General features: G+C 27.0%; 1 protein-coding gene. It reads left to right on the top strand.

The window, feature by feature from the left end:
* Nucleotides 1-233 (top strand): transposase (locus ABGF45_RS08435; RefSeq protein ID WP_408112846.1); only part of this gene is annotated, 233 nt, incomplete at both ends.

Below are 233 nucleotides of genomic sequence, written 5' to 3'. Positions count from 1 at the left end.
GGATGTGTAAAAAGTTGGAAGAATAATTGGGCTGAACTTTCAACATATTTTAAGTATCCGGAAGATATAAGAAGATTAATATATACAACAAACTCAATAGAAAATTTTAATAGACAGTTAAGAAAAGTAACTAAAAATAAAGCAATATTTACAAATGATTATGCACTAGCTAAAAGTCTGTATTTAGCAATGGTAGATGCATCAAATAAATGGACAAGTAGAATGAATCAATG

Origin of the sequence: Helcococcus sp. KG196, from assembly GCF_046035495.1 — a bacterium.
Lineage (GTDB): Bacteria > Bacillota > Clostridia > Tissierellales > Peptoniphilaceae > Helcococcus > Helcococcus ovis.
This window is presented reverse-complemented; position numbering and strand designations above follow the sequence as displayed.